Source organism: Chitinophaga arvensicola, assembly GCF_900110835.1.
Lineage (GTDB): Bacteria > Bacteroidota > Bacteroidia > Chitinophagales > Chitinophagaceae > Chitinophaga > Chitinophaga arvensicola.
This window is the reverse complement of record NZ_FOJG01000001.1, coordinates 3,550,945-3,576,779: the sequence shown is the minus strand read 5'-3', so window position 1 is coordinate 3,576,779 and position 25,835 is coordinate 3,550,945. Positions and strand designations below refer to the sequence as shown.

23 protein-coding genes are annotated in these 25,835 nt (G+C 47.1%); 9 read left to right on the top strand and 14 right to left on the bottom strand.

What is annotated here, in order from left to right; genetic code table 11:
- Window positions 1-2: 2 nt before the first annotated feature.
- Window positions 3-590, top strand: a complete 588-nt coding sequence (locus BMW79_RS14815; RefSeq protein ID WP_089896013.1) for a hypothetical protein — start codon at window positions 3-5, stop codon at window positions 588-590.
- Window positions 591-608: 18 nt separating this feature from the next.
- Window positions 609-1,904: a radical SAM protein gene (locus BMW79_RS14810; protein ID WP_089896012.1), complete on the top strand. Its 1,296-nt coding sequence runs from the start codon at window positions 609-611 to the stop codon at window positions 1,902-1,904.
- A 401-nt stretch (window positions 1,905-2,305) separates the two neighbouring features.
- Here BMW79_RS14810 and BMW79_RS14805 read toward each other — a convergent pair whose 3' ends face one another.
- A complete protein-coding gene (locus BMW79_RS14805) occupies window positions 2,306-3,190 on the bottom strand; it encodes an AraC family transcriptional regulator (protein WP_089896011.1) in 885 nt (294 codons plus the stop codon).
- Window positions 3,191-3,346: 156 nt separating this feature from the next.
- Between BMW79_RS14805 and BMW79_RS14800 the strand changes: the two genes are divergently transcribed.
- The gene (locus BMW79_RS14800; RefSeq protein ID WP_089896010.1) at window positions 3,347-3,778 is read left to right on the top strand and encodes a hypothetical protein; all 432 of its coding nucleotides are present in this window, start codon (window positions 3,347-3,349) and stop codon (window positions 3,776-3,778) included.
- Between the two features lie 26 nt (window positions 3,779-3,804).
- On the opposite strand, the gene BMW79_RS14795 is transcribed toward BMW79_RS14800, so the two are convergent.
- Window positions 3,805-5,031 carry an MDR family MFS transporter gene (locus BMW79_RS14795; RefSeq protein ID WP_089896009.1) on the bottom strand — a complete coding sequence of 409 codons (1,227 nt, stop codon included), beginning with the start codon at window positions 5,029-5,031 and terminating at the stop codon, window positions 3,805-3,807.
- Window positions 5,032-5,173: 142 nt separating this feature from the next.
- Here BMW79_RS14795 and BMW79_RS34330 point away from each other — a divergent pair, with 142 nt between their 5' ends.
- The 3 genes from BMW79_RS34330 to BMW79_RS14780 all read left to right on the top strand — a co-directional run bounded on the left by BMW79_RS34330 (window position 5,174) and on the right by BMW79_RS14780 (window position 9,003).
- Entirely contained in the window at window positions 5,174-6,061 is an 888-nt protein-coding gene (locus tag BMW79_RS34330) for a hypothetical protein (protein ID WP_089896008.1), read from the top strand.
- 178 nt (window positions 6,062-6,239) lie between these two features.
- Window positions 6,240-7,712 (top strand): DUF5723 family protein, encoded by a 1,473-nt coding sequence (locus tag BMW79_RS14785; protein WP_089896007.1) that lies wholly within the window; start codon window positions 6,240-6,242, stop codon window positions 7,710-7,712.
- 1 nt (window position 7,713) lies between these two features.
- Window positions 7,714-9,003, top strand: coding sequence for a bifunctional folylpolyglutamate synthase/dihydrofolate synthase (locus BMW79_RS14780; RefSeq protein WP_245752497.1), 1,290 nt, complete (start codon window positions 7,714-7,716; stop codon window positions 9,001-9,003).
- Here BMW79_RS14780 and BMW79_RS14775 read toward each other — a convergent pair whose 3' ends face one another.
- The 5 genes from BMW79_RS14775 to fbp all read right to left on the bottom strand — a co-directional run bounded on the left by BMW79_RS14775 (window position 9,004) and on the right by fbp (window position 12,624).
- Entirely contained in the window at window positions 9,004-9,564 is a 561-nt protein-coding gene (locus tag BMW79_RS14775; RefSeq protein ID WP_245752495.1) for an NUDIX hydrolase, read from the bottom strand. It lies immediately after the preceding gene.
- A gap of 12 nt (window positions 9,565-9,576) precedes the next feature.
- The gene (locus BMW79_RS14770) at window positions 9,577-10,104 is read right to left on the bottom strand and encodes a YfiT family bacillithiol transferase (RefSeq protein WP_089896004.1); all 528 of its coding nucleotides are present in this window, start codon (window positions 10,102-10,104) and stop codon (window positions 9,577-9,579) included.
- A gap of 12 nt (window positions 10,105-10,116) precedes the next feature.
- Window positions 10,117-10,881, bottom strand: coding sequence for an ABC transporter ATP-binding protein (locus BMW79_RS14765; RefSeq protein WP_089896002.1), 765 nt, complete (start codon window positions 10,879-10,881; stop codon window positions 10,117-10,119).
- A gap of 84 nt (window positions 10,882-10,965) precedes the next feature.
- Window positions 10,966-11,454: a CAP domain-containing protein gene (locus BMW79_RS14760; RefSeq protein ID WP_218150316.1), complete on the bottom strand. Its 489-nt coding sequence runs from the start codon at window positions 11,452-11,454 to the stop codon at window positions 10,966-10,968.
- A 159-nt stretch (window positions 11,455-11,613) separates the two neighbouring features.
- On the bottom strand, window positions 11,614-12,624 hold the full coding sequence (gene fbp, locus BMW79_RS14755) for a class 1 fructose-bisphosphatase (protein WP_245752493.1): 1,011 nt from the start codon (window positions 12,622-12,624) through the stop codon (window positions 11,614-11,616).
- Between the two features lie 140 nt (window positions 12,625-12,764).
- Between fbp and BMW79_RS14750 the strand changes: the two genes are divergently transcribed.
- The 3 genes from BMW79_RS14750 to BMW79_RS14740 all read left to right on the top strand — a co-directional run bounded on the left by BMW79_RS14750 (window position 12,765) and on the right by BMW79_RS14740 (window position 16,887).
- Complete coding sequence (locus BMW79_RS14750) at window positions 12,765-14,033, top strand: aspartate kinase (RefSeq protein WP_089896000.1); 1,269 nt, start codon at window positions 12,765-12,767, stop codon at window positions 14,031-14,033.
- A gap of 74 nt (window positions 14,034-14,107) precedes the next feature.
- Entirely contained in the window at window positions 14,108-14,389 is a 282-nt protein-coding gene (locus BMW79_RS14745; RefSeq protein WP_089895999.1) for a hypothetical protein, read from the top strand.
- A gap of 56 nt (window positions 14,390-14,445) precedes the next feature.
- Complete coding sequence (locus BMW79_RS14740; RefSeq protein WP_089895997.1) at window positions 14,446-16,887, top strand: TonB-dependent receptor; 2,442 nt, start codon at window positions 14,446-14,448, stop codon at window positions 16,885-16,887.
- Between the two features lie 140 nt (window positions 16,888-17,027).
- Here the strand turns inward: BMW79_RS14740 and BMW79_RS14735 are convergent, their stop codons facing one another.
- The 7 genes from BMW79_RS14735 to BMW79_RS14700 form a co-directional block, all read right to left on the bottom strand.
- A complete protein-coding gene (locus tag BMW79_RS14735; protein ID WP_089895996.1) occupies window positions 17,028-17,471 on the bottom strand; it encodes a CBS domain-containing protein in 444 nt (147 codons plus the stop codon).
- Between the two features lie 215 nt (window positions 17,472-17,686).
- Complete coding sequence (locus BMW79_RS14730) at window positions 17,687-19,501, bottom strand: glycoside hydrolase family 35 protein (RefSeq protein ID WP_089895994.1); 1,815 nt, start codon at window positions 19,499-19,501, stop codon at window positions 17,687-17,689.
- A 125-nt stretch (window positions 19,502-19,626) separates the two neighbouring features.
- Window positions 19,627-21,324, bottom strand: a complete 1,698-nt coding sequence (locus tag BMW79_RS14725; RefSeq protein WP_089895992.1) for a GMC oxidoreductase — start codon at window positions 21,322-21,324, stop codon at window positions 19,627-19,629.
- Between the two features lie 81 nt (window positions 21,325-21,405).
- Complete coding sequence (locus BMW79_RS14720; RefSeq protein WP_089895990.1) at window positions 21,406-23,103, bottom strand: GMC oxidoreductase; 1,698 nt, start codon at window positions 23,101-23,103, stop codon at window positions 21,406-21,408.
- A gap of 30 nt (window positions 23,104-23,133) precedes the next feature.
- Window positions 23,134-23,709 carry a gluconate 2-dehydrogenase subunit 3 family protein gene (locus tag BMW79_RS14715; protein ID WP_089895988.1) on the bottom strand — a complete coding sequence of 192 codons (576 nt, stop codon included), beginning with the start codon at window positions 23,707-23,709 and terminating at the stop codon, window positions 23,134-23,136.
- Window positions 23,710-23,886: 177 nt separating this feature from the next.
- Entirely contained in the window at window positions 23,887-24,636 is a 750-nt protein-coding gene (locus tag BMW79_RS14710; protein WP_089895986.1) for a L,D-transpeptidase family protein, read from the bottom strand.
- Window positions 24,637-24,899: 263 nt separating this feature from the next.
- Window positions 24,900-25,772, bottom strand: a complete 873-nt coding sequence (locus tag BMW79_RS14700) for a hypothetical protein (RefSeq protein WP_143059164.1) — start codon at window positions 25,770-25,772, stop codon at window positions 24,900-24,902.
- Window positions 25,773-25,835 lie beyond the last annotated feature (63 nt).

Here is a 25,835-nt window from a genome sequence, read left to right as displayed (position 1 = left end):
TCATGCAAAGTTTGCGCATCCTGCATCCGAATACCCCCAGCAGAATCCGGTTATTACCGGTGATGCATGGGCTTACCGGCATACTGTTCCTGTTTAACGCGATCGGTATTTACCGCAGTCCGCAACCCAACTGGTTCCTGGTAGTGTTTTTCCTGATCATAGGCCTGCTTTGTATCGGCTTTCCTTTTACCATGAGAAGATTTAAGAAGTTCACCGAAGTAAATACGGTAGCCCGGATGATAGAAGCGCTGATCTGCCTCACCGGCAGTTTATACTTCCTGTCGCATCTCCAGCCGGTTACCGCCATCCTGCTGTTCCTCGTAGGAGCAGGACTGGCCTACGTTGGCTGGATGGAATACCGGATTTTCCAGCCTTCTTATGTGAAAATGGATACCACCGGTATTACCCTGCCTACTACCTTCTCTAAAAGGCTGGTTGGCTGGAACGAACTGAATAACGTAATTTTGCGGAACGACCTGCTTACAATAGATTTTAAGAATAACAAGATCCTGCAGCTGGAAATACTGGACGAACCAGGTAAAGAACAAAGGGAAGCATTGAATAACTTCTTCCAGAGCAGGGTGCAATAATCCGACTAAACACAAAAAATGTTAAAACAAACACCTTACATATTATACTCAGACGGTAACGGTAATATTTTTGAAGATACCAGCCTGTATACCACTGGCCGCAGTGGCTGGGATGCATGGCCGGTTGATCCGGAGGAATGGATTGAATTACCGGAAGGAGGTAATTTGTATGAGCTGCCCGGCCGCCGGGGTATCGGTATCAATGCCGCTACCGGCGATATGCAGCTGTGTGAAAAAGGATGGGCGGTAGCCGCATTTATTCCCCCTGCCCATACCGGCTTTTACCTGTCGGCCTACGAAACCATGCCGGATGCGCCTACCCTGCCGTTGTTCTGCTACACCGCAGTAGGCTGGCTGGATGGCAAATTCTATGTACCGGCTACCCGTATCGAAGCGGATATCCGCCAGGAATGCGCCGGATTCGACGACAAAAAAGTAAAGCAAGGTGTAAAAACATTGGTGGAAGCCTATCCGCATAACCGGCTCGTACAGCATCTTGCAGAAAACTGCGCGCTTACCTACGAGTGCCCTGCTGCCCGTAATTATTTTATGGGGAGATGGGAATGCCCGATTCCTTCTTCTCCTGCATGTAATGCCAACTGCGTTGGTTGCATTTCATTCCAGCCGGAAGAAGAAACCATTGTTTCTACACAGGATCGCCTGCGTTTCAAACCAACAGCACAGGAAATCGTGGAGTACACTGTGCCTCACCTGGAAACAGCTCCCTTCCCCATCGTTAGCTTCGGACAAGGCTGCGAAGGCGAACCGCTGCTCATGTGGGAAACTATCCGCGAATCCATCCTTGAAATCAGGAAGCATACGCCAAAAGGCAGCATTAATATCAACACTAACGGCAGTAAGCCGGATGCGGTAAGAGCCCTCTGCGAGGCGGGCCTGAACAGTATCCGTGTGAGTATGAACTCTGCACAGTCGAAGTTCTATACACCCTACTACCGTCCTAATAACTACGTTTTTGAAGACCTGATCGAAAGTCTGAAAGTAGTAAAGGAATTCGGTGGCTGGACCTCTATCAACTACTTTGTGTTTCCGGGTATGACCGATAGCGCCGATGAATACGAAGCCCTGCGGAACCTCATCCGGGAAACCAACCTGGATATGATCCAGTGGCGTAACTTCAACATTGATCCTGACTGGTACCTCGGAAAACTGGGTATCACTGAAACAGGGGAATGCCTGGGCGTGAAACAATTACAGGAGCTGATCCAGGAAGAGTTCCCTGATCTGAAGTTCGGTTATTTCAATCCGCCAATAGAACGTATTACTGGTGATTACATGAGTGATTTCGCTCATTAACCGCACAAACATATTTATAGCAAAGCCGTTCCGGATCACCGGAATGGCTTTGCTGTTTTTATGCATACTGATACTAAATTCTCCTGCCAGAATATCCATACAGCACAACCCAGGTCCCAAAAAGACGAAAAAACGCGTTGCAGGACATGCCACCAGTAAGCCTTCCAGGGGGTAAGCCCTATCTAACCCCTACTTCCCCCCTACTCCCAACCCTTATAAGCTCCACCTATGAGCTGGGGCTTATCTACGGTTTGACGGGGGAGTTAAAGAGCCGGAAGGACAAAATATCACTACTTTATACTGGGTATAGCCGCACGGCAAACACCACCGCCGGGAGTCACCGGCAGAAAGAAAGATGGCAATAATGCCTGATCGCGTTTTTTAAAAGAGTGAAGATGTAATCACCCGGCCTCCTCAAAACGGTATTGCCTGGCATAGGCAGAGGGCGACATCCCTGTTACTTTCCGGAACACCCGGTTAAAGGTAATCGGGTTATTATAGCCGGTGGCATAAGCTACTGCAGCAATGCTGTCGAAATCACCATTAATGATATTCTTACAGGCCACATTGATCCGGATTTCATTCAGGAATTCAAGATACGTTTTGCGGGTGTGTTTCTTAAAGTATTTGCAAAAAGCATAGGTGGTCAGATGTGCTATGCTGGCTATCTGCCCAAGGGAAATATTCTCGGCGTAATGCTCCAGGGTGTACTGGTAAATATCATTCATCCGCAAACCTTCCGACTCACTGTAGGAATGACGGGAGAAGCCGGTGGATAAGGATTTCCAGTCTTTTACCTGTTTGGAAAAAAAGACCAGCATTCCTACAAAAGCCAGCAGCCGTTCAGCTCCGCTCAAACGGGAGATCTTTAAAATATCCTGGGTTATTTTCTCGGTGTACTCAGCAGGTAACTGTAAACTGTTTGCGGTCAACTGAAGGAACTTCCGCACAGGTTCCATCTCCTTCAGGGAAAATAAGCCCTGTAAGGCATGCTCATGGTCAAAGAAGATGTGAATGGCGTGAATATTCTTTTCCTGCAGGTTTTCAAAATACCGGGCATCTCCTTTAAACATATGTGGCTGATTGGCGCCAATTACGTAGATGTCGCCCGCTTTGAAGGGTTGGGTGTAGTTACCCGCAATCAGGGTGCCTTCTCCCTTTATAATAAGCGTTACCTGTGCCTCCTTATGGCGATGGAGATAATTATAGAAGTAAGGGAGGATGTCTTCCTGTATTACGACAGCCCCTTCATCGGCAACGGGGACAGTAAATTGAATTACTTTCATTAACCAATTTTACTAATTTCTCTGCAAAATTATGGATTTTATAGCAATAATGGTAAAGTTACGGGTTATAGATTAAGTTATCAAGACTCGATTTTAAGCTAAAATGCCGTTTCAAAAAGGTAGTTTAAGTGATTGTTTAACCAAAATAACCCGAATATGAAAAAATCCCTCATTTTGCTGGCCTTGCCAGTGATGTTACTGTTAGGCAGCAGTTTTAATATCTTAAACGATCATTCCGGAAAATCATCAAAAAAAACGGTTAAAAGATGTGGGCCAACAATTGTTGTTTACAGTACAGGTATATCTACCAACTGGCTGCAACTGATCTATGTCCCGAATGGCACCACATATACGGTAACCAACCCGGTATTTCCGTATACTTTTCCCGGAAATCTTTCCAACGGCGACTATATCATTAACGTAGGGATTTCAGCTTATCCCTCTACTGGTGTGGCTTATGCAGGAATGAACGGTCCGGCTGGTGAATTTTGCAAGCCGATCATAAATAAAACGGCTTCCATATCATTTACCGGGAATGTGTGTACACCGGCCATTGAAGTAAGGATTACACCTTTCGTCTGCAGGTAAAGCAAACTATTCCTGAGGACAGTTTTTTAGGGCTGGCTGGTAATCTGCTTACCTGCCAGCCGTTTCTGCAACCAGAGAAAACCCGCCCCCGACAACACACAACCCAGCGCCGTTATTGCCCACCAGGGCTTAAATCCAAGGTGTTGCACCACAAAAGCCCCTGTAGTAGGCGACACAATGTTGGCCAGCGAATAGGAAATGGTGTATAACGCAGCATATTGTCCCCGGTTATGGTCTTTACTTCGGCCAATCCAGAAGCTGTTCATAAAAGGCAGACAGAACATCTCCCCGAAAGTGATCACCACCATAAACAGCACCGCCAGCGCCCATACAGGAGGCAACAGGCAAAGCAGCAGGTAGGACGCACACACCATGAGCGCACCACGTGCCACAAAAGCCAGGTTGGGCATTTTTCCATCCAGGCGATAAATCATTACCATCTCCACCAGGGCAATCAGTATCCCGTTTACCGACATATTGAGCCCGATAGCCCATTCCTCCAGGTGCATCACCTCTTTAAAGTACAAGGGTACTATACTGGAAAACTGGAACAGGCAAATAGCATTCAGTGTAGCAAAGAGTAAAAACCAGAGGTAGGCATGATCTTTCCAGACCTTGTCGTCCTTATTCACTACCGTTTTTACTTCTTTTACAGGCGCAGGCACCGGCGGCAGGAATAACCGCATCAGCAGCGCCGCTCCCATACAGGTAAACCCATCTACCCAGAAAAGCAACTGGTAACTGAAGCTCGCCAGAATTCCCCCAATAGCAGGGCCTACCGACCAACCAAGGTTCACCGCCAGGCGGTTCAGGGCATATGACCGGGTCCGGTTTTCCGGAGCGCTGTAGGCCGCAATAGCAATACTGTTCGCCGGACGGAAGGCATCTCCTACAGAACTCATCACAAATACGCAGATACATATTTGCTCAAACGTATGCATCTGACCCAATAAAATGAATAATAATCCGTTAGAGAAAAGACTCCAGAACTGTACCTGGTAGAACCCAATTTTATCAGATAGCCATCCGCCCAGCAGGGCGCCTACAATGGCACCGGTACCGAAACAGGCCATCACCAGGCCTGCCTGGGCAATACTGAAATGAAGATGCTGGGTAAGATAAACGGTCATAAAAGGAATGACCATGGTACCGCTCCGGTTAATCAGCAACACGAGCGATAACCACCAGGTGGCAGGCGATAAACCGGTGTATGCATTCTGATAAAGACGGATCGTTTGTCTGGCAAGGTTCATAAAATCGCTGAAAAATATTTTTTCATAATAGGATTAACAGCACAGTTTTTGCAAAGATCCGGAATTCATCTTTTGATGAGTGATTATTTTTTCTGGATCAAAACATTAACTTTGGTCTAAACAGGCGCTCAATAAGGTTATCATGGAGGAGAAAAACGGTAAAAAAAACTTACAGGCATTGGGAATTACTATCGGCGTTCATGCATTGCTGTTAGTGGCCCTTGTATTTACCGGTTTTTCAGCGCCACCACCTTTACCTGATCAGGACCTGGGAATGGAAGTAAACCTCGGTACCTCTGATGATGGTATGGGCGATGAGCAACCACTGAATCCCAATCCGCCCAGTGCAGCCGCTCCGCAACCCGCTGCCGCTGAAAGTCCGGCTACCGCCGCACCAGACGTAGCAGAACCACAACAGGACATCGCCACACAAGATGAAGAAGATGCTCCTGAAATAAAAAAGCCGGAAAAGCCGGTGGTGAAACCCAAAGAAATTCCAAAGAAAATAGAACCTAAGCCTGTTAAGCCAACAAAGAAACCAGTGGAAGCACCTCCTAAACCGGCTCCTCCTGCACCTAAACCCAAAGCGGTATTTTCAGGTGGCACCGGCAACAGTGCCAACAGCGGCAACAGTGCTAATGGCTCCAACAACGCTACCGGTGAGGGTAATACCGGCAAACCCGGCGATCGTGGCCAATTGGGAGGCAATCCTAACGGCGGCGGATACACGGGCGGTGGCCTCGGTGGCGGACGTTCCGATTTCCACCTGAACGGCAGAAGCCTCATCGGCAGACCACAGGTAACTTACGACGGTACAGAATCCGGCTATGTAGCCATCAATATAAAGGTAGATCAGAAAGGGAATGTCACCTCCGCCACTTTTAGCATGAAAGGGTCTACCATCAGCAACCCGCGACTGATAGAGATTGCCAAAAAAGCGGCTTCCAGTGGACAACTAAAGTATAATGCCAATCCGGACGCTCCCGAAGAACAGTTTGGGACCATCCGCTTCTTTTTCAAAGCAGAGTAACAATTACTATAGAAGGATTTTTTGGAAAAACAGCTGCACGGTCAGTCACCTGATCCGAACAGCATAGGTTCGTCCCGGAATTCTTTCATTCGTTCCTATATCTCAACCTATGACTTCAAATGCTGACAGGCACGGAATTTCTGTGCCATTTCGAGAAACCTGTTTTTTATCGCCAACGATGATAGTAAGACTTAACCGTATCTTTTTTAGCACAGCTATGTTGCTGTTGCTAACGCAGGCCATTATGGCCCAAACATTCCCGGGTTACAACAACAGTAACTACGCGGGTATTTATGGCGTATTCTCTAACCCCGCCAGTGCCGCCGGCTATCGCTACAAATGGGATGTCAATATAATCGGTGCAGATGTAAATGCCGGCAACACCTATTTCAGTGTTCCGAAATCTGTATTGTTCAATATGCCCGATACGCTGAAACGTAACCGGGACTATTTTCTCGATGAAGGCGCCCAAAGAAAACAAATGGGCTGGGAAATGGCTGAAATAGCACTCCCCTCCGTATTGTATGCCATCGACGAAAAACAGTCCGTTTCTTTTGTATGGCGCATGCGCAGCAGCAGCAGCGGTGGCAACATCACCACCCCTATCGCCAATTTTTTTGGTGTGGATTTCCCCAACAAGGGATTCCAGGGCGACAACCTGAGCATTCCCCGCGCCGGTGTATCCTCACATGTATGGCATGAACTGGGCTTCAGCTATGCCCGCACCATTAAAGAAACCTACACCGGCCGATGGAAAGCGGGTGTAACCCTTAAATTACTCAGTGGCGTCGCCGCGGGGTATGCCGCCGTGAAAAACGTTGACTTCCGGTTAAACAATTCCCGCAATGCCAGTATTACCAGCGGTACGCTGTACTATGCCTATAACAAAGAAATGGATGACTGGCAAACACCTGCACAGAAAAACCTCCAGCTGTTTCATAATAATGGGATCGGTGCCGATATCGGCGTCATCTATGAGTACCGTCCGGACAATGGCGGCTTCGGCGCCTATGAAGGTACAGATGCAGACGATTATAAATTTCGTATAGGCGCCTCCATTACCGACATCGGCCGCATCAAATACCAGAAAGCACCGATCAATACAGACCTCAGTCTTGTGAACGATAACGTGGACCCGAAAGAAATACAATACAAGAAAAAAGAAAGCCTGCAGCAATACGCCCGCCGGCTGAATAAATATTTTACACCACTGGGCACCGATTCTACTTTTAACATGATGCTGCCTACTGCCCTGAACCTGATGGGCGACTATAACATCGACAACCGTTTCTTTATCAGCGCACATGCAGTAATCGCATTAACCGCCGGTAACCGCGATATTTCCAAAACATACGCATTAACCCAGCTCAGTATCACGCCCCGGTATGAAACCTACCTTTTTGGCGCCTATATGCCATTCACCATTAACCGCAACGGTCAGGCAGATGTAGGAGCAGGGATCCGCATCGGGCCTCTCCTCATCGGCTCCAGTACAATTTTTACCAACCTCTTTGAAAGACGCATCGATCATGCAGACGCTTTCGTAGCTTTGCGCTTAAATTCAAGCATGTTCCAACGGGGTGACGGTAATGGTGGCGGCATTTTCAAAATGCGCAAACGCCAGCTGGGCTGCCCGGTTAATAATTATTGATATGGCCTCTTACAAAGAAACGCTGGACTATCTTTATGCACAGCTGCCCATGTTTACCAGAGTGGGCGCCAGTGCTTTTAAAACAGATCTGCATAACACCATTGCATTACTTGATCTGCTGCAACAACCACATCATTCGTTCAAAACCATACACGTAGCCGGTACCAATGGTAAAGGCTCGTCCAGCCATATGCTGGCGGCTATTTTCCAACAGGCCGGTTATAAAACCGGGCTATATACCTCCCCGCATCTGCTGGATTTCAGAGAACGGATCCGGATCAACGGACAAATGATCCCGGAAGATTTCGTGACACAGTTCACTGATACGATGCGACCGCATATAGAAGACATACAGCCTTCTTTTTTTGAACTCACCGTTGCCATGGCCTTCCGCTATTTCCAGGAAGAAAAAGTAGATATTGCCATCATCGAAGTGGGACTTGGCGGTCGCCTCGACAGCACCAACGTGATCACTCCTGAATTATCCCTGATCACCAATATCAGCTTTGATCATAAAAATCTCCTGGGAGATACCCTCCCGCAAATAGCCGCTGAAAAAGCCGGCATCATCAAACCAGGTGTACCGGTAGTGATCAGTGAAACACAGTCGGAGGTACAGGACGTATTTATCAATACCGCCCAGGCCGCAGGCGCTCCCATTCACTTTGCAGACCAGGAATGGCTCGAAGCCTCCAATGCGATCGAAGACAATCACTTCACACTAACGTTGCTGGATACACGTCAACAACAGATGCGCCGTTTGCAACTCGATCTGACAGGACATTACCAGGAAAAAAATGTGATGGGTGTATTGTCTGCTGTCAAAATATTACAACAAAACGGCTGGCATATTACCTGGGATCATATCACCCAGGCATTGTCGCATGTAAGAAAACTGACAGGGTTGAGAGGCCGTTGGGAGGTGATCAAACAACATCCGCTTACGGTACTGGATGTGGGCCACAACGAAGCGGGCATAAAGGAAATCATGGAACAACTGGGCCATGTGAATTATCAGCAGTTACATATCGTAGTGGGCTTTGTAAAAGACAAGGAAGTAGAGAAAGTATTGCCATTGTTTCCTTCCACTGCACATTATTATTTCTGCAAAGCACAGATTCCACGGGCGCTGGATGAAGTGGCACTCGCAGAGATGGCAGCGGAAAGCGGATTGAAGGGTGCTCCTTATGCTACCGTTCAGACGGCCCTCCAGGCGGCCAGGCAACATGCCCAGCCGGAAGATATGATTCTTGTATGTGGCAGCTTTTTTATTGTAGCAGAAGTGATGTAGTTATTTTATCAGCTTCATTTTGCCGAGATGCAGCAACGCGTAGAAGATACAGGTAGTATGCAGACTATGTACGATCTTGTTATCCAATACCAGTTGCTGCAGTTCTTCCAGCGGCATGATCACCACTTCAATATCTTCATTATGATCCAGCTGCTGTTCCTGCATTTTTACGCCACCCAATGCCAGGAACATATGCGTATAATTATTGCTGGAGGCGGTATTCGGGGCAATGGTGCCCAATGATACCCATTCTTTAAAGGCATATCCCGTTTCTTCCAGCATTTCCCGTTTCATAGCGAATAAAGGATCCGGATCTGTATCATCCATGGTACCACCGGGAATTTCCAGCAATGTTTTACCTACTCCCTGCCGGTACTGCCGGATCATAATCACCTGTCCGTCTTCTCTCAGTGCTACCCCATTCACCCAGTTGTTATATTCCAGTACATAGTAAGGTGCTATAATTTTACCGGCGGGTGTTTCACAGGTGTCTACCCGGGCCGTCAGCCATGCGTCTTTAAACAGATATTCTGATGAGAGTAATTTCCAGTCCATATTCATAATAACAATGCTTTACCAGTCCATTCTTTCTTTCAGGCGCAAAATATGCTCCAGGTGATGTTTGCCATGCCAGGAATAATTGGCTGCATGGGTTTTAAGGTTATGTTGTGTACCATTAGCGGGATGAATAAACGTGCGTTCCCAGTCTTCCGGAGTTAAATGCTCCATCAGGCTTACCCAGCGCCTGTGCAATGCGTACAATAAGGTGATGGACATGTTGACCGGCGTAAATTTCACATCGGGTAGTTCGGCCCATAGTTGTTCTTCATAGGGCTTGATCACCGGTTTATCTTCTGTAAGCGCGAGTTTCATGCGGGTATACCCGTTCATATGGCTATCTGCCAGATGGTGTACCACCTGTGCTACCGTCCACCCATCCGGGCGGTAAGGTGTTTGCAACTGGTATTCGTCCAGTTGCTGCACGGCAATTTCCACCAGTTGCGGCAGGTAACGGATATCATCGATATATGTCCGTAACTGCGCCGGCGTATAATCCGGCAACGCAACAAAGCGGCCGATAGGATATTGCAATGATTCCATCCGGTATGTAGTTTATTCTTCCCGTAAATCTTTACCGGTAAGATGAATGAATACGTCTTCCAGGTTGGCTTTCTTAACTTCTTTCTTCCTTTCGAAACCGGAGGAAACCAGTTTGTCGATGAGGGCATCGGGAGAATCGATCGCGATGATCTGTCCACTGTCTACGATCGCGCAACGATCACACAGGAATTCTGCTTCATCCATATAATGCGTGGTGATCACCACGGTAGTACCCTGGCTGCGCACCTGCTGGATCAGTTCCCACAGATTGCGGCGGGCCTGCGGATCCAGACCGGTAGTAGGTTCATCCAGGAAAATGATCTGTGGCTTATTGATGAGTGTAGTCGCAATGGAAAAACGCTGCTTCTGTCCACCGGACAGTTCCTTGAACTTTGCTTTGGCTTTGTCTTCCAGGTTAAACATGCCCAGGAGGGTCATTGGCTCCACCGGTTGGTTATAAAGACCACCAAACATTTCGATCAGTTCTACCAGGTTCAGCCCGGGGTAATAGCCGGAACTCTGGAGCTGTACACCAATGATTTTCTTAATATCGTTCGGAGATTTGTCGAGATCGAACCCGCCTACCATCACCTGACCGCCTGTCTTCTCCCGAAGGGTTTCAATAATCTCCAGGGTAGTGGATTTACCTGCGCCGTTAGGGCCCAGGAGACCAAAAATTTCTCCCTCGTATACCTCAAAGCTGATTCCTTTTACTGCGATAAATTCCCCGTATTTTTTCACCAGGTTACTGACCTCAATAATCTTTTTCTTTTCCATGGGGCCAAATTACAGAAAGAATGCGAAAAACAAGGGAGATTTAAGGGGAGCGGAAGTGCATTTCACCAGTCCGCTCCCCTTTGACTATTGTTTGATAAACACCTGTGTAAAGAAAGTGATCCTTCCTTTAGGGGCGGTACCAATACCTATGAGCGTGTAATCGCCCAGCATATTTTTACGGTGACCCGGACTTTTGATCCATCCGTTTACCACCGCTTCGGCATCGAGGGTGCCGTAGGCCACGTTTTCAGCGGCGCCCGCCACACGCCCCATTTTTTTGGATACGTTGGCTACGCGGTCTTCAAACCCTTCGTGACCAAAACCGGTGCTGCCATTGGCCATGTCTTTACTGTGGCGGAGTGCCTGCTGGCTGATGGTAGGGTCCAGCTGCAGTGGTTTCAGCCCTTTGGACTGACGGAACTTGTTGGTGTAGTAAAGGATCTGTTCATCCATACTGCCACCTGCATTACTGCTGTCTGCCGGATGGGTGGCACGTGAACACGCACTAACCTGGATAACGGCCAACAAACCGATTAATAATGCGATGATCCGCTGGTTCTTCAAAATCAACATAGAGATAAAATGGTTAATAATTAAAAATAAGTAATGAGTTATAATAAAGACTATTAAAACCGCGCCAGGTTTAGCAAGCGCTGTACCAGAAATTAAAAACGGTGTACAGTGGACTTTTTGTATCCGCTATACACCGTTTTCAAAAATATATTTTATTTACTATTCGTTAATGATGCGCTGCCAGGTATCCATCATGGTTTTGGAGCCGATGAAGATAGGCATCCGCTGGTGTAATTGTACCGGTTTAAGTTCCAGCAACCGCTGTTTACCATTGGCCATCGCCACGCCCCCTGCTTTCTCCATGATAAAGGACATCGGGTTGCACTCGTAGCAGAGTCTTAAACGGCCGGCGGGATATTTACCAAAAGCCGGGTACATAAAGATGCCGCCCTGGATCAGGGTACGGTGTATTTCCGCCACCATACAGCCTACGAAACGATGACGGTAGATCCGGTCGTTTTCATTCCGGGCCATAAAATGGTCGATGGATTTACGGGTCTTTTCTTCATATAAATGGTAATAACCCACATTGACAGAGAAAATATCACTATCCGGCGGACATTTCAGGTTAGGATGCGACAAACAGAATTCACCGATGGAAGGGTCCAGGGTGAAGCCCTGCACGCTACGACGGGTCGCATATACCATCATGGTAGAAGAACCATAAATAATATAACCGGCTGCAATCTGTTTGGTGCCAGGCTGCAGGAAATCTTCCAGCTCACATTCGGAGCCTTCCGGGGTCAGACGGCGGTATACAGAGAAAATGGTACCGATAGATACATTCACATCAATGTTACTGGAGCCATCCAGGGGATCCAGTAATACCACGTATTTCGACTTCTTGGAATGCTCATCGTGGAAAGGAATGAAGTTTTCGTTTTCTTCTGAGGCCACGCCGCAGCAGTAGATACTGGTTTCCAATGAATTGATAAATTGTGCATTGGCAAATTCATCGAGCTTTTTCACTGATTCGCCCTGCACATTGGTTCTGCCGGCCTCTCCTAAAATATCAGCAATGCCGGCTTTATTAACTTCCACATTTACTCTTTTGGCAGCGAGACCAATATCGCGCAGCAAACCGGATAACTGGCCGGTTGCACCCGGATAATTCCGCAACTCCTGGATGGTAAATTCATCCAGGGTCATTACTTTTTGCTTCAAATTCATAACGTTAGGTTGTATGGACGAAATTAGGGCAATTGAAACTATTTTAACGGAACTGTCATTTATCTATAAACAGATTTTAAAACAATTCTAAACTTGTATTACTTTGCCAAATAATTTTTTAAAAGAAGATAAACTATCATATGAAGGTTTTCAAGTTTGGCGGCGCAAGTTTAGAAAGTGTTGAACGTATCCGGCAGGTGGCCGAAATTGTACAGTCATTTCCGGACGAAAAACTCCTCATTGTTATTTCTGCCATGGCCAAAACCACCAACGACCTGGAAAAGGTGGCAGAAAACTTTTTCCAGGGCAACCGGGAAATTGCCGCACAACTACTGTCTAATATTGAACATCATCATCTGAATGTAGCCGAAGCGCTCCTGGGTAACCGGGAACATGCCCTGTTTACCCAACTGCAACAGTTCTTTACCGAAGCAGAATGGACCCTGGGCGAAACGCCCCTCCGCACCTACGACTATTACTATGACCAGCTGGTGGGCCTGGGTGAATTGCTCAGTACCGCCATTGTAAGCGCCTTTTTTAATACGGTGGGTCTTACCAACACCTGGCTGGATGTAAGAGACATATTCCGTACAGACGATAATTTCCGGGATGCCAATATCGACTGGGTTTACACCCAGCGCCAGGTCACCGAAAAAGTACAGCCGCTGTTCAACAGTATCAATATGGTCATTACACAGGGCTTTATCGGTAGTACTGACCAAAATGAAAGTGTGACCCTGGGCCGTGAGGGCAGTGATTATTCCGCTGCGGTTTTTGCCAATATGCTCGATGCAGAAAGCCAGACCATCTGGAAAGATGTGGAAGGCCTTAAAAATGCCGATCCTAAACAATTCCCTAATACCGTTAATATTCCGGAGATCAGTTATGCTGAAGTGATTGAAATGGCCTACTATGGCGCCCAGGTGATCCATCCAAAAACTATCAAACCACTGCAGAACAAACAGATTCCCCTGCTGGTAAAGTGTTTCCTGGATAAAAACCTGCCGGGTACCGTAATCAGCGAAACTGCCGATGTAAAGCAATTACCGCCCATTATTGTGCTGAAAAAGGACCAGGTGCTGCTCAATATTACCTCCAAAGACTTTTCCTTTATCACGGAAGATAAGATCAGCGATATCTATGAGATCTTCCATGGCCTGAAAGTGAAAATAAACCTGATGCAGAACGGGGCCATCAACTTCTCCTGCTGCATCGACAATAACCCGGAAAAGATAGAACTCCTGATCAAAACCCTCCACGAACAGTTCAAAATCGTGTACAACGAGGGCCTGGAGCTGCTGACCGTCCGTTATTACCAGGCCGGCCTGCTGGAAGAACTCAGCGACGGTCATCCTGTTTTATTGGAACAGCGTTCACCCGCCACCATACAGCGTCTCTGGAAAAAATAAATTTATCCAGTAAAATATTCTGAATCCTCCGTGCAACTTTTTTCGTACCCGTTCGTCTTTAGTAAAAATGTGGTATGAAAAAAGTTGCTATCGTTTTAAGCCTGAGTACCGTTGTGTTGCTGGTTCTGGCATGCGGAGGCTCCATGGTCAACCGAGGCCACCTTTCCGCCAGTAACCCGGACGAACTACCTATTTACCTTATTACCCTGGGAAATTTCCGGGAAACACCTTCTCCTTCTTGTCCCTCTACCCAATCATGTGTTGCGAGCGAGACTGAAACGATGCCGCTTGGCAAAATGCAGGATGTTTTAAGAATGGCATTTCGGTACTATAAGGATAACTGCAGCAGAAAATAACAGCCCCTTTTTTTGGTTTATTAGCTTTTGAGAAAATTTACAACGGAAACGATAGTATGAGAACAATCATCGTAGCCCTGGGAATGCTTTTTTGTGCGCTCACGACCCTCGCACAACAGCCCAAATCCACGGGAAAAATAACACTGACAATTACGGACCCCGAAGGCAAACCCCTCCCCTTTACCAGCGTTATGGTAAGGAAGGTAAAGGATTCCCTCCTGGTAAAAGGCGAATTGACTACCGTTACCGGTAGCTGTAGCTTCGACAATATCGCCTACGGACACTATTTCATCCAGGCTTCCCAGATGGGGTATAATACTTCCTATAGTAAGGTTTTTCAACTGGATGGCGCCCATAAAAGCCTCCAGCTGGACACTATCCGCCTGAACACCCTGGGGAAAAACCTCCAGGCGGTAAATGTTACTGCTCAGAAGCCTTTTATCGAAAGCTCCGCCGGCAAAACCGTCATGAATATTGAAAACAGTGTGAGCGCCGCCGGCAATACGGCGCTTGACCTGCTCCGCCGCGCACCCGGCGTACAGGTAGATAACAACGAAAACGTTACACTGAAAGGACAGAGCGTTACCGTCATGATCGATGGTAAACTGACTTACCTCAGTGGCGAACAACTTACCAATCTCCTGAAAACAACACCCGGGGAAAGCATTGCCTCGATAGAAATTCTCACCAGCCCATCTGCCAAATATGATGCAGCCGGCAATGGGGGCATCATCAACATAAAAACAAAAAAGGGAAAGATGACCGGTATCAACGGTAACATCAATGCCACCCTTACACAGTCGAGGTACGGCCGCTATGGTATTTCCGGCAACATTAACTGGAGAACGGAAAAGTTCAACCTCTTCGGCAACTTTGACCAGGGCGATTATCCCCGTCAGACCACCCGGCATTACACCCGGAGCCTGTTGGAAAAGGATGGCAGCACCACTTTCCTTGACCAGAGTATCTTCCAGCGCAATCGTTTTAAAAATAATTACCTGAAGATAGGAATGGATTATTTCATCACGGAAAAACAAACCATCGGCGTGCTGGCCAACGGCTATAAAAATGCTTTCAGCAACCAGATCTTCAGCACCGCCAATCTGGGCCAGCAAAACATGCTCCCGGATTCCACGGTGAACTCCCTGACCACCAACAACAACAAATTTGATAACATAGCGCTGAACCTGAACTATAAAGCCATTATTGATACTGCAGGCGGAAAGGAAATCAGTTTTGATGCCGATTATGCACAGTTCAACAATCATCGCCTCATGCAGCTGAACGACAGCCTGTATGACGCCAAAACACAACTGAACAGGAATCCGAACAGTATCCGCACCACCGGTGGTACCCAGGTGATCATCAAAAGTCTGAAAGCGGATCTTAGCTGGCCACTCGGTAAAGAAAGCAAACTCGAAGCCGGTGCCAAGGCCAGCTTTGTTACCACCACTAACCTGCTGCAATTCGATTCCCTGGCCAATGGCAGTTTCAAGCCTTCGCCTTCCCTGAGCGACCAGTTTAATTACCAGGAAGATATTTATGCAGCCTATGCTACCTATAAAAAACAATTACATAAAACAAATGTACAGTTGGGCTTAAGGGTGGAAAACACGGTGTCTTCCGGGCACTCCTTTACTACGGAAACAAACGTAAAACGTAACTACACCGACTTCTTCCCGAACATCAACATCGAACAGAAACTGAATGATAAGAACAAGCTGAGTTTAGCGATGTCCCGCAGGATAGAAAGACCACAATACGGGCAACTGAATCCGTTTATGTTCTACCTGGACAAGTACACTTACTTTAAAGGAAATCCTTTCCTGAAGCCACAATACAGCAACATAGCAGAACTGGCGTATACCTTTAAAGACAAGTACATTGTTACCTTCCGCTACAGCCGCATCAAAGACATGATGGAAGAATTTATTATACAGGACGACAGCACCAAAGCGTCCATCAGCACCGAGCGTAACTACGACAAAACAGATATCTACAGTGCGTTGTTTACACTGCCTTTCCAGGTCACCAAATGGTGGACCAGTGATAATAATTTCGATTTTTCCTATAATCAATACCGGTTTGAAGATCCTGCTACCAACGATCCTTATTACCGTTATAATTTCAACTACTATCTCAGCAGTACCAATACCATTACCCTTCCGAAAGATTTCAAAGTGGAAGTAATGGGTTATTACAACTCCCCTTTTATCTTCGGAATTTTCAAGGGATATGCGCAGTATAACTTAAATGTGGGCGTGCAGAAAATGTTCCTGAATAAGAATGCCACGGTAAAACTGAGTTACAACAATATATTACGGAACGAGAGTTACCGTGGTTCTGCGGACTTCGCCAACCTGCATTTAAACATCTTCAATACCTGGCAGTTCCGGACGGTAAACCTGTCGTTCAGCTATAAGTTCGGCAGCGCCACTATCAAGGCAGCGCGTGAAAGGAAAACCGGTACCAGTGATGAACAGAACAGGGCGGGTTAAACCCTCGCATTCAACTGCTCAGACAAAGGTGTTATCGGGATATACCGGTTGCTGGTAACAGAAGAATAAGTCAGCATACATTTGATATTTTACTGCTACCATTTGCCGGCAGGTGTGGCTACGGAACTACGAAGTAGTTCTCAGACATGGGTGCCTTTTATATAACCTTCCAGACTGGTAATAATATGCTGCTGGTCATCGATGATGAACTTCACCACGTCTCCGATAGAAATAAGACCGATAAGCCGGTTCTGAGGATCTACTACCGGCAGGTGACGGATACGTTTATCTGTCATCAGACCCATACAATCTTCAATGGAATCATCTTCTGATACGGTGATCGGCCGCTCCGTCATAATTTCGCGGATCAGTGTTTCCTTGGAAGCACGTCCTTTCAGGATCACCCGACGCGCGTAATCACGTTCCGAAAAGATGCCCATAAAATGATCGTTGTTGTCTACCACCGTTAATGCGCCCACATTGTGATCGACCAGTTGCTGCAGGGCTTCAAAAACAGTGTTGTCGGGATTAATGGAGTATACTGCGTGACCCTTGACTTGCAGGATGTTACGTACCTTTCCCATGGCAAGACTTTTAGAATAGTAAATAAATGAAAAACCACCATTCCTAAGATAACAATTTTCAGGGTTAAAAGCAAGGCAGGGAGAAATAAATCGTTTGTGTAGGATGTACACAAACCCGTATCTGTCTTGCTAAAACGTAAAAGCAAATCTTATCTCCCTATAAATGAAGAAGCAGCAGGGTAAAACCACTGCTGCTTCTTCCGGAATATAAATTATTACAGCCCTGCTACACCTTTTACCGGTGCTGCTGCTTCCTGGTGTAAATCAAATATCACGATGTCGTTCGCTCCTTTTTTCAACCACGGCGCAGGACAATACAGATTTTTCTGTGGTCCTATTTCCCAGTAACGGCCGAGGTTATGACCATTTACCCAAACAATACCTTTCTTATAGCCAGACATATCGATGTAAGTATCTCCGGTTTTATCCAGGTTAAAAGTAGCTTTAAAAAACTGCCCCGGTTTGGTAGCGTTGGAAGAAGAGGCTGTTAATTCCTGTACAAATTTTTCCGTCATCGGTAAGGAATAAACATCCCAGTTCATCAGTGTCATACCATTCAGTACTACCCGGTCGGTGATACCTTTGCGGTCGATGATCGCTTCTGCAAAATTGATTCTGCCCATTCCTTCTACGAGGATTTCGAGTACCGGATTTTTCACATCGCTCACCGGAATCTCGATGGTTTTCTCTCCAAGGCGACGATCCAGTTTGCCGATATATTTGCCATTGAGGAACACGGTGGCATAATCATGCAAATCCTTTATCGTCAGCTTGCCGCTTTTATGTCCTATCAGCGTGGTTTTATACACTATGAAACCATAGTCCTGTCCGTAAGCCTCAAACGGTTTAGGCTGCGGGGAATTAACCGGTTGTGGTAAATGATCCCACACAGAAGTAAATGGCGCAGGATTAAAAGCCGGAATAGTGATCGTCGGAATAGGTTTGGGCACTGCCGGTAATTTTTTGCCCTTCGGGAGATAGGAACCTATCAGTTGACGCAGGGAATCATACTTCGGCGTCGCGCTACCCTGCTCGTTAACAGGCGCATCATAATCGTAACTGGTTACATCGGGCTCGTAACCTCCTTTGCCGCCGGAATTGGCGCCGGCAGTATAACCGAAGTTGGTACCCCCATGAATAACGTACAGGTTAAAAGAACGTTTCGTATCCATCAGGAATTTCACTTCATTCGCGATGCCCGTAATACCCGGACGTTGCCATTGCTCGCCCCAGTGGGTTAACCAGCCTGGGTAAGATTCGCTGCTGAATGCAGGTACATTTGGATTCTGTTTTTTCGCCGCTGCAAAATCAGCTTCAGAACCACCGGAATCCAGCCCGATAGCTGCCCCCTCTACACCGCCGGCTTCCAGCATATAAGCGGTAGCACCATCCGCTGTATAAAAAGGAACATTGATGCCATTAGTCACCCACATATCCTTTAAGGTGTTCAGGTATGTTTTATCATTGCCATAACTGCCATACTCATTTTCTATCTGCACCATTACTACTGGTCCGCCGTTGGTTACCAGCAAAGGTTTTACTTCGGCTGCCAGTCGCTCCACATAGGTTTTCACCGCTGCTATATAACGCGGATCCATGCACCGCACTTTGATATCCGGTGTTTGCAAAAGGTAGGGGGGTAAACCGCCAAATTCCCACTCTGCACATACATAAGGTCCGGGGCGTAACAACACCCACATGCCTTCTTCCTGTGCTATCTTAATAAATTCTGCAATGTTGTGATTGCCGGTGCTGAAATCAAACTGCCCTTTCACCGGCTCCTGATAGTTCCAGAAAACATAAGCTGCAATTGTATTACAACCCATTGCTTTTGCCATCTGGATACGTTGACGCCAGTATTCATGTGGAATACGGGCCGGATGCATTTCTCCGCTGATCATCTGGAAGGGCTTTCCATCCAGCATGAAATCTGTTGTACTTAATGCAAAGGAATGTTTTTGCTGTGCCTGTACTGCCTGCCCCATCCAACAGGATAACGCCAGCATACCGCTTAGGATTACTTTTTTCATTGTTCAGTTAAAGTGGGTGATAAGCGTACAAAATACGTCAAAAAAGTGGGAAACAACAGATACGGAATTTTATTTCCGGGAAAAATATCCCGGAAACAAAATTCCTGTACACGTATCCGTGCGACTTAAATATTGCCTTTTTTCAATTCGCTGATGGCATGGTCACATGCCCGCGCAGTAAGCGCCATATAGGTGATAGAAGGATTCACACAAGAGGAGGAACTCATACAGGCGCCATCGGTAACAAATACATTCTGAGCTGCATGTACCTGGTTGAAACCATTGAGTACAGACGTTTTCGGGTCTTTACCCATACGGGCTGTTCCCATTTCGTGAATGCAATGTCCCGGAGGCGGTGCACTGTCGTAGCCATGCACATTTTTTAATCCTGCTGCTTCCAGCATTTCAATGGCACTCGCCTGCATATCCTTACGCATCGCCAGTTCATTGTCTTTAAACTCACAGTCGATATCAAGTGTGGGTAAGCCGTACTTGTCTTTTTTATTTTTATTGAGCGTCACCTTATTTTCAAAATAAGGCAGATGCTCGCCCCAGGAGCCAACACCCATATTCCATTTACCGGGTTCGCCCTGGGCTTCTTTCAGCTGTACGCCGATGCCTTCCCAACTTTCTCCCCTGCCCCTTCCGGCGCCGCCCTGGTAGCCAAATCCACGCACATAATCTTTCTGCATGGTGTTGGCGTTGGTGTTACGGAAACGGGGAATGTAGATACCATTAGGTCTGCGACCGCTGCTATAGTACTGGTCTTCGAAACCTTCATACTCACCGCCGGCGCCCACGCCAAAATGGTGATCCATCAGGTTATGTCCCAGTTGCCCGCTGTCGTTACCAAAACCATTCGGGAAACGGTCCGATACTGAGTTGAGCATAATCCAGCTGGTACCGAGTGTAGAGGCATTCAGGAAGATGATCTTCGCGTGGTATTCCACTACTTCCAGGGTATGGGAATCCATCACTCTTACACCGGTCGCTTTACTTTTATCTTTATCATATAATACTTCCAGTACAATAGAATCCGGACGCAGGGTCATATTACCGCTGGCAGCTGCTGCGGGCAGCGTAACGCCGTTGCTGCTGAAATAGCCGGTAAACGGACAGCCACGTGCACAGAGGTTACGGAACTGACACGGACCACGGTCTTTTAACCCTTTGGTCAGATGCGCTACGCGGCCGATAGTGATAATACGGTCGTTGTACCTTTCTTTAATACGCGCAGCCACGTGTTTCTCCAGGCAGTTCATCTCCATGGGAGGCAGAAAAACACCATCTGGCAATTGCGGTAAGCCTTCTGCCTGACCGCTTACACCAATATATTCTTCTACATATTTATACCAGGGAGCAATGTCTTTATAACGGATAGGCCAGTCAACTCCGTGACCGTCTTTTGCATTGGCTTCGAAATCCAGGTCGCTCCAGCGGTATACCTGGCGGCCCCACATCAGGGAGCGGCCTCCTACATGATAGCCGCGCAGCCAGTTAAACGGCTTTACTTCGTTGTAAGGATTTTCTTTATCATTTACCCAGAATTGCTGTGTGGCTTCATCAAAAGCATAGCAACGGCTCTGGATGGGGTGATTATCGCGCATTTCGTTGGTGGTTTGCAGGTGATGTGCAAACTCCCACGGTGCTTTCATGGCGGTAGTGTAGTCTTTGATATGTTCTACATTGCGGCCTCTTTCGAGCACCAGTGTTTTCAGCCCTTTTTCACTCAGCTCTTTCGCTGCCCAGCCACCGCTGATACCGGAACCAACCACGATGGCATCATAGGTATTTTCCTTTTCTGCCTTTATATTCAGATTCATGTCGTTGTGTATTAACGCCAGTAGCGGCCAGGAACCAGCCTTTATAAAGCTATCCCCTGACCGCTGCTTACAGTGATATTTTTAGAGATTTCCTTTCTTTAATTCTTTCACGGCGTAGTCTACTGCGCGGGCAGTCAGGGCCATGTACGTCAATGAAGGATTCACACAGGAGGCGGAAACCATCGCAGCGCCATCCGTCACAAATACGTTCTTCACGGCGTGCATCTGGTTAAAGCCGTTGAGCACCGATGTTTTAGGATCGCGGCCCATACGTGCTGTACCCATTTCGTGAATGGCCATACCCGGATAAGAACCGTTGTCGTATGTCTTCACGTTTTTGATGCCCGCTGCTTCCAGCATTTCTGCAGCATCGTTCATCATATCCACACGCATCTTTTTCTCGTTCTCCTTGAATTCTGCATCGAATTTCAACACCGGCTGCCCCCATGCGTCTTTCACAGAAGTATCGAGGGTTACCTGGTTGGCTTCATATGGCAAACATTCTCCGAAACCACCTAAACCAATGCTCCATTTGCCTGGTTCGGTAATCGCTTCCTTGAAGTCTTTACCCACACCCATTTCCGCGATACCGCGACTCCAACCGGAACGGCTGGCGCCACCCTGGTAGCCGAATCCACGGATATAATCGCGTTTGTCGTTACCGATGTTGCGATAGCGGGGAACATAGATCCCGTTGGCACGGCGGCCGAAGTAGTACTTATCTTCATAACCTTCTGCGGTACCGGAAGCGCCTGTACGGAAATGGTGATCCATCAGGTATTTACCCAGTACGCCGCTGTCGTTACCCAGACCATTCGGGAAACGGGAAGAAATGGAATTCATCATCACAAAGGTAGAACCCAGGGTAGAACCGTTTATGAAGATAACTTTCGCATAGTATTCCACCATTTCCTTGGAATGCTTGTCGATTACTTTTACGCCGGTAGCTTTGCCTGCTTTTTCATCGTAGATAATAGAGTTCACGATGGAATCAGGGCGGAGCGTCAGGTTACCGGTAGCTACTGCAGCCGGCAAAGTGGAAGACTGGGTACTGAAGTAAGCGCCAAACGGACAACCCCGGCTGCACAGGTTACGGTACTGGCATTTCTCACGGCCAGGCAATGGCTGCGTGATGTTGGCCACACGCCCCATGGTGATGATACGACCTTTGAATTTGTCTTCTACACTTTTCTTCACATCTTTCTCTACGCAGTTCATTTCCATGGCGGGCATGAACTGGCCATCCGGCAGTTGTGGCAGCCCTTCACGGGTTCCGCTGATGCCGGCAAATTTTTCTACGTAATCGTACCAGGGAGCAATGTCTTTGTAACGGATCGGCCAGTCAACGGCGATACCGTCTTTCAGATTAGCTTCAAAGTCGATGTCGCTCAGGCGGTACGACTGGCGGCCCCACATAATGGATTTACCTCCCACGATATCGGGACGGTACCAGTCGAAGCGTTTTACTTCGTTATATGGACTTTCGGAATCGTTGATCCAGTATTTTTCGTTGTGTTCACTGTAAGGGTAGTCGCGGCTCAGCTTGGGATGCGTTTCGCGCTGATCTACCGTAATGCGGCCACGGTGTTTGAATTCCCATGGGTCTTTGGTAGCAGTTTCATAGTCCTTTACGTGTTCCAGTGGCTTACCACGGTCCAGCATCAGTACTTTCAGGCCTTTTTCAGTCAGTTCTTTGGCTGCCCAGCCACCACTTACACCAGAGCCTATTACAATAGCGTCATAGGTATTCTCTGCCTGTGCTTTTATATTCAGGTTCATTGGTCGTCATTTAAAGCGTAAAAAAGAGGATTACATAGCCCAGGCCTTCTCTCCTTTGGAATAAGGAGTGCAGCCTTCGTATTTACCGGGAACAGCTACATAACGCAGCGCTTTGGTGGCACCCGGCTCTGAGGTGAAATAGCCCAGCAGGGTCAGTTCTTTCAGATACTGGAAATAATGGGTAGGATCTCCTTCTTTTTTATCTTTACGTTTGTTGTAATCAACACGCTCTTTTTCAATACCGGTGAGGAGTTCAGTGCGTTGTTCCGGTGTAATGTCCATGAAGCCTTTTTTGAATTGCTTCTCACTCGCCGCGTTAATTTTGGATAGGCCATCCAGGAATACCTGCTGGTCTTCTTTTTTGTAGCAATCGTTCATCATCATGATGATGAAGTCTTCTACTTTGGCATCTTTTGCACCAGGAGTACTGGTTCTGGGTATGATGGTTTCCGCTATCTCCGCCAGTAACGCTTTGGTTTCCGGCTTTTGCAAATCATAGTTTTTCGGAGCGGAACCTGTACAGCTCTCTAAAGCTGACAACGTGGAAGCGGAAATGGCGGTGCCCAACAAAATCGCCACATTCCTTATTGCGTCTCTTCTGTGCATAAATAGTAAGTTGATTTGACCTTCGAACAAGTTGGAAAAAATTCTTCTAAAAACCAAATAAAGAGGGGTGAAATATGGACCAGCGGTTGAAATTAGGAAGGGGCTCAAAAAGAGATGGGTAGATGTCAGTCTGCCTGAGACTTCCATCTACCCACCGGGTCCTGCGTCTGGCGACTGTTACAGGACGTATTTACCTTTGTCATCTACCAGTACAACCGGCAGACGGTGATGTTTTTCAAAATAATCGTAGGCAGAACGGAGTTCTGTCCAGAACTGTTTGGAGGAACTGTCGGTAAGTGTAAAGGTACCCAGGTAATTCATAGAGCCCTGGTTGCCAAACTTCACCGGGAATACATGTACCGGGATGAAATCCTGGCCGGCATTCTTCGCATTTACCGCCATGATGTATACCTCATCTATAAATTCATCGGTCAGCGGAATACAACCCACCGTAATACAATTGCCATGGATATAGATTTCACCACCCGGATTCTTCGGATCGCTCAGGATGCGGTCGGAGAAGTTCGGGTAGTTGATTCCCAGTGACAGGTGATAGTTACTATTCGGGTTAAAATCGTTGATATAGTAAAATCCTTCCGGCACCTGGCGGTCACCTTCCTTGCGCTTAGGCCCCATTTTACCGGAAAGCGTACACACGCGGTAGGATTTGAACAGGCGGAAAGTATCCGCAGCGCTGTTTTTCACCCAGATCTCCATTTCACTATCCAGTTTGAAGGAACGGACAAACATATACTTTGCAGGATAAGTCAACCCTTTCTTTTCGAACTCTTTCTTCAGCAACTCTTCCTTTTCACGATATGCCTCCCCTACTTTTGGAAACATTTTCTGGTTGTCGAGGAAAGATTGCTGGGCAAAGATTTTGCCTGCACCCAACAGTATCAGGACGATTACAACAAGTCGCTTCATATACTAATTCAACAAAATTTAAATATTTAGACCAGATTTATATAAGCAAGATAAAACAATAACAGGGCAAAAATAAAATATATTACCATACTTACTTTCCTGTTAGCAATCTTCAATATATAGTGCTTATGCCCCTGATAGATCAATATAGCCGTGAAAGCCTGGAATATCCCACCTAACAAAAACAATACACCGAACAGTGTTTGCATCCTCATAAAAACGGAACCTCTATTTTAATATTGTAAAGTTAAGCGATTATTACATTACTGTAGCTTTATCCATTCCAGTTTTACGGTAGCAGCATCCATACCTGAGCTATAAGTGGCTCTCACCGGGTATTTCCCGTTATAGGCATAGGTGTAGGTATTGGTGATGACCCGGGAAGTATTGGGCGAACTGATAGTCTCGGTGAGCACATTATGCGCGGAGAGATTACCGGCGCCGCCTTCCAGCAGTAAGGCCAGTTCAGGCTGTTGTTGCTGTGGGTTTTGTTTGCGGTCGTACGTATAGCTGACAGAGGAGGTATATACGAATTTGCTGTAGCCAGGTTGTTTACCATAGGTATCCATGCGTTCTACATCTCCCTCAGGGGTCCAGGTATATTGCAGATAACCGGTATTTTCCCAGGTGGCTTTGGCAGCATTACGGCCAAACTGGTGGCGTGTCGCTATTTTACCGCTGGCATCATATACCAGGGAATCGTAGGAATACACGGCATTGTCGCGGTAGTAGCTGATCCTGGACACTTTATCGCCGCTGTATTCGAAAGCGAGATAAGGATCTCCGGTCACTGCTTTCTCGTCGTCGGCCGACAGGCACTTCACGACCCTGCCATTTTCATATACCGGCAGCTGTATGTCGCTGTAGGTATCATTTTCGGTTTTCCGCAACTGCACAATGCGGCGGATCGTACGGTCTGCGTTGTATTCCAGCAATGTTTGCCCGGCTGGCGACACTACCTTATGCAGATAGGTCTGCTGCCCCTCGGCGTTGCCCGTTCGGAGCGCATCGCTGGAAACTCCTTCCCTGTGTCCCTGAAAAGTACGGTTGCCTTCGCTACGAAAGGCGGAAAAAACGGTGAACGATGTCACCAAAGCGGCATAGATAGCCCCACGGGCTATGTTCATTGTGAGCATAGGTTACAAATATTAAATATTAGTATACTGTATAAAAATTACTAAAGTGTGGCGACTGCGGGA

Bases quoted from the DNA above. Each gene is read 5' to 3' on its own strand.
- BMW79_RS14750 (WP_089896000.1), top strand. From the start codon at position 12,765: ATGAAGGTTTTCAAGTTTGGCGGCGCAAGTTTAGAAAGTGTTGAACGT.
- BMW79_RS14810 (WP_089896012.1), top strand. From the start codon at position 609: ATGTTAAAACAAACACCTTACATATTATACTCAGACGGTAACGGTAAT.
- BMW79_RS14700 (WP_143059164.1), bottom strand. From the start codon at position 25,772: ATGCTCACAATGAACATAGCCCGTGGGGCTATCTATGCCGCTTTGGTG.
- BMW79_RS14775 (WP_245752495.1), bottom strand. From the start codon at position 9,564: ATGAATATGGACTGGAAATTACTCTCATCAGAATATCTGTTTAAAGAC.
- BMW79_RS14765 (WP_089896002.1), bottom strand. From the start codon at position 10,881: ATGGAAAAGAAAAAGATTATTGAGGTCAGTAACCTGGTGAAAAAATAC.
- BMW79_RS14760 (WP_218150316.1), bottom strand. From the start codon at position 11,454: ATGTTGATTTTGAAGAACCAGCGGATCATCGCATTATTAATCGGTTTG.
- BMW79_RS14770 (WP_089896004.1), bottom strand. From the start codon at position 10,104: ATGGAATCATTGCAATATCCTATCGGCCGCTTTGTTGCGTTGCCGGAT.
- fbp (WP_245752493.1), bottom strand. From the start codon at position 12,624: ATGAATTTGAAGCAAAAAGTAATGACCCTGGATGAATTTACCATCCAG.
- BMW79_RS14725 (WP_089895992.1), bottom strand. From the start codon at position 21,324: ATGAATCTGAATATAAAGGCAGAAAAGGAAAATACCTATGATGCCATC.
- BMW79_RS14720 (WP_089895990.1), bottom strand. From the start codon at position 23,103: ATGAACCTGAATATAAAAGCACAGGCAGAGAATACCTATGACGCTATT.
- BMW79_RS14795 (WP_089896009.1), bottom strand. From the start codon at position 5,031: ATGAACCTTGCCAGACAAACGATCCGTCTTTATCAGAATGCATACACC.
- BMW79_RS14735 (WP_089895996.1), bottom strand. From the start codon at position 17,471: ATGGGAAAGGTACGTAACATCCTGCAAGTCAAGGGTCACGCAGTATAC.
- BMW79_RS14745 (WP_089895999.1), top strand. From the start codon at position 14,108: ATGAAAAAAGTTGCTATCGTTTTAAGCCTGAGTACCGTTGTGTTGCTG.
- BMW79_RS14805 (WP_089896011.1), bottom strand. From the start codon at position 3,190: ATGAAAGTAATTCAATTTACTGTCCCCGTTGCCGATGAAGGGGCTGTC.
- BMW79_RS14715 (WP_089895988.1), bottom strand. From the start codon at position 23,709: ATGCACAGAAGAGACGCAATAAGGAATGTGGCGATTTTGTTGGGCACC.
- BMW79_RS14815 (WP_089896013.1), top strand. From the start codon at position 3: ATGCAAAGTTTGCGCATCCTGCATCCGAATACCCCCAGCAGAATCCGG.
- BMW79_RS14730 (WP_089895994.1), bottom strand. From the start codon at position 19,501: ATGAAAAAAGTAATCCTAAGCGGTATGCTGGCGTTATCCTGTTGGATG.
- BMW79_RS14800 (WP_089896010.1), top strand. From the start codon at position 3,347: ATGAAAAAATCCCTCATTTTGCTGGCCTTGCCAGTGATGTTACTGTTA.
- BMW79_RS34330 (WP_089896008.1), top strand. From the start codon at position 5,174: ATGGAGGAGAAAAACGGTAAAAAAAACTTACAGGCATTGGGAATTACT.
- BMW79_RS14785 (WP_089896007.1), top strand. From the start codon at position 6,240: ATGATAGTAAGACTTAACCGTATCTTTTTTAGCACAGCTATGTTGCTG.
- BMW79_RS14780 (WP_245752497.1), top strand. From the start codon at position 7,714: ATGGCCTCTTACAAAGAAACGCTGGACTATCTTTATGCACAGCTGCCC.
- BMW79_RS14710 (WP_089895986.1), bottom strand. From the start codon at position 24,636: ATGAAGCGACTTGTTGTAATCGTCCTGATACTGTTGGGTGCAGGCAAA.
- BMW79_RS14740 (WP_089895997.1), top strand. From the start codon at position 14,446: ATGAGAACAATCATCGTAGCCCTGGGAATGCTTTTTTGTGCGCTCACG.